The sequence below is a fragment of the Rhodoferax sp. genome (genome assembly GCF_014859475.1).
GTDB lineage: Bacteria > Pseudomonadota > Gammaproteobacteria > Burkholderiales > Burkholderiaceae_C > Rhodoferax.
In genome coordinates this window covers 1-5,189 of sequence record NZ_JACUUE010000177.1, presented here as the reverse complement: position 1 = coordinate 5,189, position 5,189 = coordinate 1, and the positions used below count along the sequence as shown (strand labels likewise).

At 61.5% G+C, this 5,189-nt stretch carries 6 protein-coding genes; 3 read left to right on the top strand and 3 right to left on the bottom strand.

The window, feature by feature from the left end:
* Together IBX54_RS12290 and IBX54_RS12285 are read right to left on the bottom strand one after the other, a co-directional pair.
* Nucleotides 1-1,044, bottom strand: a 1,044-nt coding sequence (locus IBX54_RS12290) for an NAD(P)/FAD-dependent oxidoreductase (RefSeq protein WP_296542943.1), incomplete at its 3' end; no start/stop codon positions are given.
* A gap of 49 nt (nt 1,045-1,093) precedes the next feature.
* On the bottom strand, nt 1,094-2,029 hold the full coding sequence (locus IBX54_RS12285) for a LysR family transcriptional regulator (RefSeq protein ID WP_296542942.1): 936 nt from the start codon (nt 2,027-2,029) through the stop codon (nt 1,094-1,096).
* A gap of 105 nt (nt 2,030-2,134) precedes the next feature.
* On the opposite strand from IBX54_RS12285, the gene IBX54_RS12280 reads away from it, so the two are divergent.
* From IBX54_RS12280 to rlmB, 3 genes are read left to right on the top strand one after another with little or no spacing between them, the layout of a single operon-like run.
* Nucleotides 2,135-2,836, top strand: a complete 702-nt coding sequence (locus tag IBX54_RS12280) for a pirin family protein (RefSeq protein WP_296542941.1) — start codon at nt 2,135-2,137, stop codon at nt 2,834-2,836.
* 33 nt (nt 2,837-2,869) lie between these two features.
* Nucleotides 2,870-3,424 carry a flavodoxin family protein gene (locus IBX54_RS12275; RefSeq protein WP_296542940.1) on the top strand — a complete coding sequence of 185 codons (555 nt, stop codon included), beginning with the start codon at nt 2,870-2,872 and terminating at the stop codon, nt 3,422-3,424.
* A 36-nt stretch (nt 3,425-3,460) separates the two neighbouring features.
* Nucleotides 3,461-4,261, top strand: a complete 801-nt coding sequence (rlmB, locus tag IBX54_RS12270) for a 23S rRNA (guanosine(2251)-2'-O)-methyltransferase RlmB (protein ID WP_296542939.1) — start codon at nt 3,461-3,463, stop codon at nt 4,259-4,261.
* A gap of 232 nt (nt 4,262-4,493) precedes the next feature.
* On the opposite strand, the gene rfbC is transcribed toward rlmB, so the two are convergent.
* Nucleotides 4,494-5,045, bottom strand: coding sequence for a dTDP-4-dehydrorhamnose 3,5-epimerase (gene rfbC / locus IBX54_RS12265; RefSeq protein ID WP_296542938.1), 552 nt, complete (start codon nt 5,043-5,045; stop codon nt 4,494-4,496).
* Nucleotides 5,046-5,189 lie beyond the last annotated feature (144 nt).

The window sequence follows — 5,189 nt, the reverse complement described above, 5'->3', positions numbered from 1 at the left end:
CAGTGCCAGTTCCAGCCCTGACACAAACGCGTCTTCCACGCGGTGGCCCAGACACCAGTCGCCACACACGCCCAGTTGTTTTTTAGCATCCCACAGATGGCTTTTTCCCAGGGGTTGAATAGTTTTGGCGTAGAGCCAGCGCTGGCTGTCCACATGGGCAGGCTCGGCGCGGATGCCGGTCACCTCGCTGAAGGCCTTGAGCAGCTTGGCTTCGGCGCGGGGCGTGTCGTCGTGAAGGTGTTCCTGCGACCAGGCGGCGCTGGCCTGCACGGTCCAGCGCTCAATGGGTTCACGCCCGGGCTTGCTCGATTCGCGCGCCAGCCAGGCAATGCGGTGGTGCGTGCTGCGCGCGGCATTCCATTGCGGCCCCAGTGCCGACAGGCCGGGCTGCATGGCCTGCGGGAAAGCCAGCATCAGCGTCCAGCAGGGGGCAACTTTGACCTGCTCAAGCGGCTTGAGCCAGGGTTTGGCTTGCGCTGACGTTTCCAGCAGCTTGTGTGCCTGGGCAGAGGGTATGGCGAGCAAAACGCCATCAAAACCCGAGAACACGTGCTGCGTGCCGTCAAGACCCTCAGTGCGCAATTGCCATTGTTTGGGTTTGACAGCATCAGGTTCGATGCACAGCACGCGGGTTTGCAGCGCGATGTGCCCGCCCGCCAGCAGCGGTTCGGCCCAGCCGGCGACCAGCGACTTCATGCCTGGCACCGCTACCCAGTGGGCATCATGGCTGGACAAACCCGGCGCGGTCACATGGCCGAGTTCATCGAGCACCTGCACACTGTTGGCGCTCCAGCGTTTGCACAATTTTGGTGTGGACTCGAGTGCTTGCAAAAAGCGTGGGTCACGGGCGGTGAAGTACTGCACACCATGGTCGAACGATCCAAAAGCGCTGCTGCGTGTGGCCATGCGACCGCTGGTGCCGCGGCTTTTTTCGAAAACGGTCACCTGGTGACCGGCCTGCGCCAGGGTGCGGGCACAGGTAATGCCTGCCATGCCGGCGCCGATGACGGCAAAGTGTTGGGGAGCGCGCTGCGCTGAACTCATATTCTTCTCCAGTTGATGACGATTTGAATCTGTGTGAATGTGACCGACTTTACACGCCCCGGTGGCGTTCCAGCAAAGCGGTGCGCGTGTTGACGCACTCCAGCTGGCCCAGCCACCATTGCAGGGCGCGCCCCGGCGCGTTGCCGGCGGCGCGCCAGGCGTAGTTGACGCGCACCGACCTGGGTGCACGCTCGGTTTTTTTTACCACCAGCCGACCGGTGTCTATGAACGGGCCGGCCATGCAAACGGGCAGCGAGCCGCAGCCCAGGCCGCGCAATTGGGCGTCGAGTTTGTCCTGCATGGTGGCCACGGTCAACACGTCCTGCCCGCCCAACAGGCCAAAGGTCATGCCCCGACCACGGCTGATGGTGTCGGCCACGGCCACGGCGCGGTGTGGGCGCATGACTTCGTCGCTCAAAGGCTCGGGCACTTGCGCCAGCGGGTGGTGCGGCGCCACCGCATAGACAAAGCGCACGTCGCCGAGCGGCTTGGCGTGAATGGCGGTGTTTTGCACCAGGTCGGCCACGCCAAGGGCCAGATCGGCCGCGCCGCTGGTCAACGCTTCGAGCGTGCCCGACAGGGTCTCATCGCGCAGGCGGATGCGGGTGGGTGGGGCCTGGCTGAAAAAACTGTCCACCAACTCCAGCACCGTGGCCTTGGCAATGATGCTGTCCACGGCAATGGTGAGCTGCGGCTCCCAGCCGGTGGCCACCCGTTTCACACGGTTGGCCACGGCCTCCAGGTCGTCCAGCAAACGGCCGCTTTCGCGCAGCAACTCGTGGCCAGCCTCGGTGGGCAGGGCGCGGCGCGAACTGCGGTCGAACAGCAGCACGTCGAGCGCGTCTTCGAGCTGGCGCACGCGGTAGGTGAGGGCGCTGGGCACCATGCCCAAGCTGCGCGCGGCGGCGGCAAAGCTGCCGGTGCTGGAAATGGTTTGCAGCATGGCGAGCGCCTCCGGGGTCAGGACATTGCGGGCGATTTGCATGGAGTTGCTCTTTGAATTCAAAAAGATTGAATGATGCCATCAAAACGACTGCGCCTGTCGTGCTGTTTTGAAACATACAGTAGAGGCTATTCAAGGAGATTGCCGATGTTAACCCTCAGACCATCCCAGGAGCGCGGCCATGCTGACCATGGCTGGCTCAAATCGTTTCACAGTTTTTCGTTTGCAGGCTACTTTGATCCGGCCCACATGGGCTGGGGCAACCTGCGTGTCATCAACGAAGACTGGATCGCCCCAGGCAAAGGCTTTGGCACCCATGGCCACCGCGACATGGAAATTGTCACCTACGTGTTGCACGGTGCGCTGGCGCACAAGGACAGCATGGGCAACGTCAAAGTCATTCCGCCCGCAGACGTGCAGCGCATGAGCGCCGGCACCGGCGTGCAGCACAGCGAGTTCAACCACGCGCCCGATGACACCACGCATTTGCTGCAAATCTGGATTGAGCCCAACGTCAAGGGCATCAAACCCAGCTATGAGCAAACTACATTTACCAACACTGCCAAGCAGGGCCGCTTGTGTCTGGTGGCATCACCCGACGGCGCGCAGGGTTCGGTCACCATCCACGCCGATGCCCGTTTGTATGCCGGTTTGTTCGATGCCGGGCAAACTGCTACGCTGGCACTGGCCACCGGACGCAAGGCCTATGTGCACCTGGTGCGCGGTACCTTGAAGGTCAACGGCGTGGCCTTGCACTCTGGCGATGCCGCCCTGCTGGCCGACGAGACCTGCGTGGCGTTGACCGAGGCGCAGGACGCAGAAGTGCTGGTGTTTGATTTGTGCAATTAGTCTTACATTTTTTTAAATAAAGGAGCTTTCATTATGGCAAAAATAGCAGTTGTTTTTCACTCGGGTTATGGCCACACCCTGCGCATGGCGCAATCGGTGGCTGACGGCGCCAACGCCGATCTGGTGGCGATCGATGCCGACGGCAATCTGACCGAGGAAGCTTGGGCCACGCTCAACGAGGCCGACGCCATCATCATGGGCAGCCCGACCTACATGGGCAGCGTGAGCTGGCAGTTCAAGAAATTTGCCGATGCGTCAAGCAAGGCCTGGTTTAGCCAAGCCTGGAAAGACAAGGTTTTTGGCGGCTTTACCGCCAGCGCCAACGTCAACGGCGACAAACATTCCACCCTCCATTACTTCATGACGCTGGCCATGCAGCATGGCGGCATCTGGGTCGGCACCGGCCTGCACTACAACAACACCAAGGCCTCGCAGCGCGACGACATCAATTACCTGGCCTCCAGCGCCGGCCCCATGGCGCAAACCCCAGGTGATGCCGGTGGTGCCGAAATGAACGCTGGCGACCTGGAAACCGCCCGCCTGTTCGGCCAGCGCGTGGCCGAGGTGACCGCCAAATTCAAGGGATAAGTCGGTGACAGGATGCTGCCACGATAATCGCGGTCTATGTCCAATCCCAAAGTTCTGTTCGGCTTTCATGCCGTGGGTGTGCGGCTCAAAACCGCACCCAAATCCGTGATCGAAATTTACATCGACCCTACCCGTCGTGACGCGCGCATGCGCCAGTTTGTTGACAAGGTCAAGGAGGCTGGTGTGCGTCTGCTGGAAGCCGACGGCATGCGCCTGGCCAAGCTGTGCGGCAGTCACGGGCATCAGGGCGTGGCCGCGCGGGTGCATGAACTCACGCAAGTGACCTCGCTCGACGAGTTGCTGGAGCAGCTCGAAGCCAGCCAGCTTGAGCTCCCCGTCAACGAGCGTGAGCAGCCGCTCATTCTGGTGCTCGACGGCGTCACCGACCCGCACAACCTGGGCGCCTGCCTGCGCGTGGCCGATGGCGCTGGCGTGCACGCGGTGATTGCGCCCAAGGACCATGCGGCCGGCATCAACGCCACCGTGGCCAAGGTGGCCAGTGGCGCGGCCGAAACCGTGCCCTACTTCATGGTGACCAACCTGGCGCGTACCCTGAACGAACTCAAGGAACGCAACATCTGGCTTATCGGCACCAGTGATGTGGCCACCAAAACGCTGTACCAGGCCGATCTGACCGGCCCGGTGGCACTGGTGCTGGGCGCCGAGGGCGAAGGCATGCGCGCGCTCACGGCCAAAACCTGCGACGAACTGGTCAGCATCCCGATGCGCGGCGCCGTGGAGAGCCTGAACGTGTCGGTGGCCAGCGGCGTTTGCCTGTATGAGGCGCTGCGCCAACGTTTGCCAAACCAAGCCGAGCTTGCCGCGCGAGCCAGGTAAAAGACTAGTATTCCGTTTCACCAAAACGCTTACATGGAATCGTGTCTTTTCCATCCTGGCGTTGTTGCTCGTCGTTGCCATAGCTACGGCTATGTCGCCTCCTCGCGCCTAGCCAGCCTGAAAAATTCATCGATTTCATTTTGCAAGCTTTTTGATGAAACGAACTACTGGAACGGTATCGTCAGGGAGTCAGGTTGCCCGACTTGGGTGGTGTTGTGTGACCGGGTTCCGCTCATGCAAAAGTGGCAGCGCTGTGCAAGGGTAGGCCGGCCTGGTCCTTGGCTGCCAGCAACGGTGGCATGGAGACTGGCCATTTGATACTCAGCGCCGGATCGTTCCAGAGCAGGCAGCGCTCGTGTTCGGGGTACCAGTAGTCGGTGGTCTTGTACAAAAATTCGGCGCTGTCGCTGGTCACCAGAAAGCCGTGCGCAAAACCCGGCGGAATCCAGAGCTGGCGCTTGTTCTCAGCCGACAACACCACGCCCTCCCATTGGCCGAAATGGGGTGAGCTGCGGCGCATGTCAACTGCCACGTCAAACACCTCACCCTGCGTGACGCGCACCAACTTGCCCTGCGGATGCGCGATCTGGTAGTGCAGGCCGCGCAGCACGCCCTGGGCCGACTTGCTGTGGTTGTCCTGCACAAAGGGCACGTCCAGCCCGGTGCAATGGGCAAAGTCGCGCGCGTTGAAGCTCTCGAAAAAGAAACCGCGCGCATCGCCAAAAACCTTGGGTTCGAGGATCAGCACGCCAGGCAGGGCGGTGGGGGTGACGGTGTAGGGCATGATTTATGAGTTTAAGGGTGCCTGACTTGCCACACTTCGCTTTTCATGAACCGTCCTGTCATTGCGACAGTAACCGTCATTGCGAACGCAGTGAAGCAATCCATGACTTCCAACAGCATGGACTGCCGCGCTACGCTTTCCATG

Coding starts and splice junctions, on each gene's coding strand:
- IBX54_RS12280 (WP_296542941.1), top strand. CDS start 2,135: ATGTTAACCCTCAGACCATCCCAGGAGCGCGGCCATGCTGACCATGGC.
- rfbC (WP_296542938.1), bottom strand. CDS start 5,045: ATGCCCTACACCGTCACCCCCACCGCCCTGCCTGGCGTGCTGATCCTC.
- IBX54_RS12275 (WP_296542940.1), top strand. CDS start 2,870: ATGGCAAAAATAGCAGTTGTTTTTCACTCGGGTTATGGCCACACCCTG.
- IBX54_RS12285 (WP_296542942.1), bottom strand. CDS start 2,029: ATGCAAATCGCCCGCAATGTCCTGACCCCGGAGGCGCTCGCCATGCTG.
- rlmB (WP_296542939.1), top strand. CDS start 3,461: ATGTCCAATCCCAAAGTTCTGTTCGGCTTTCATGCCGTGGGTGTGCGG.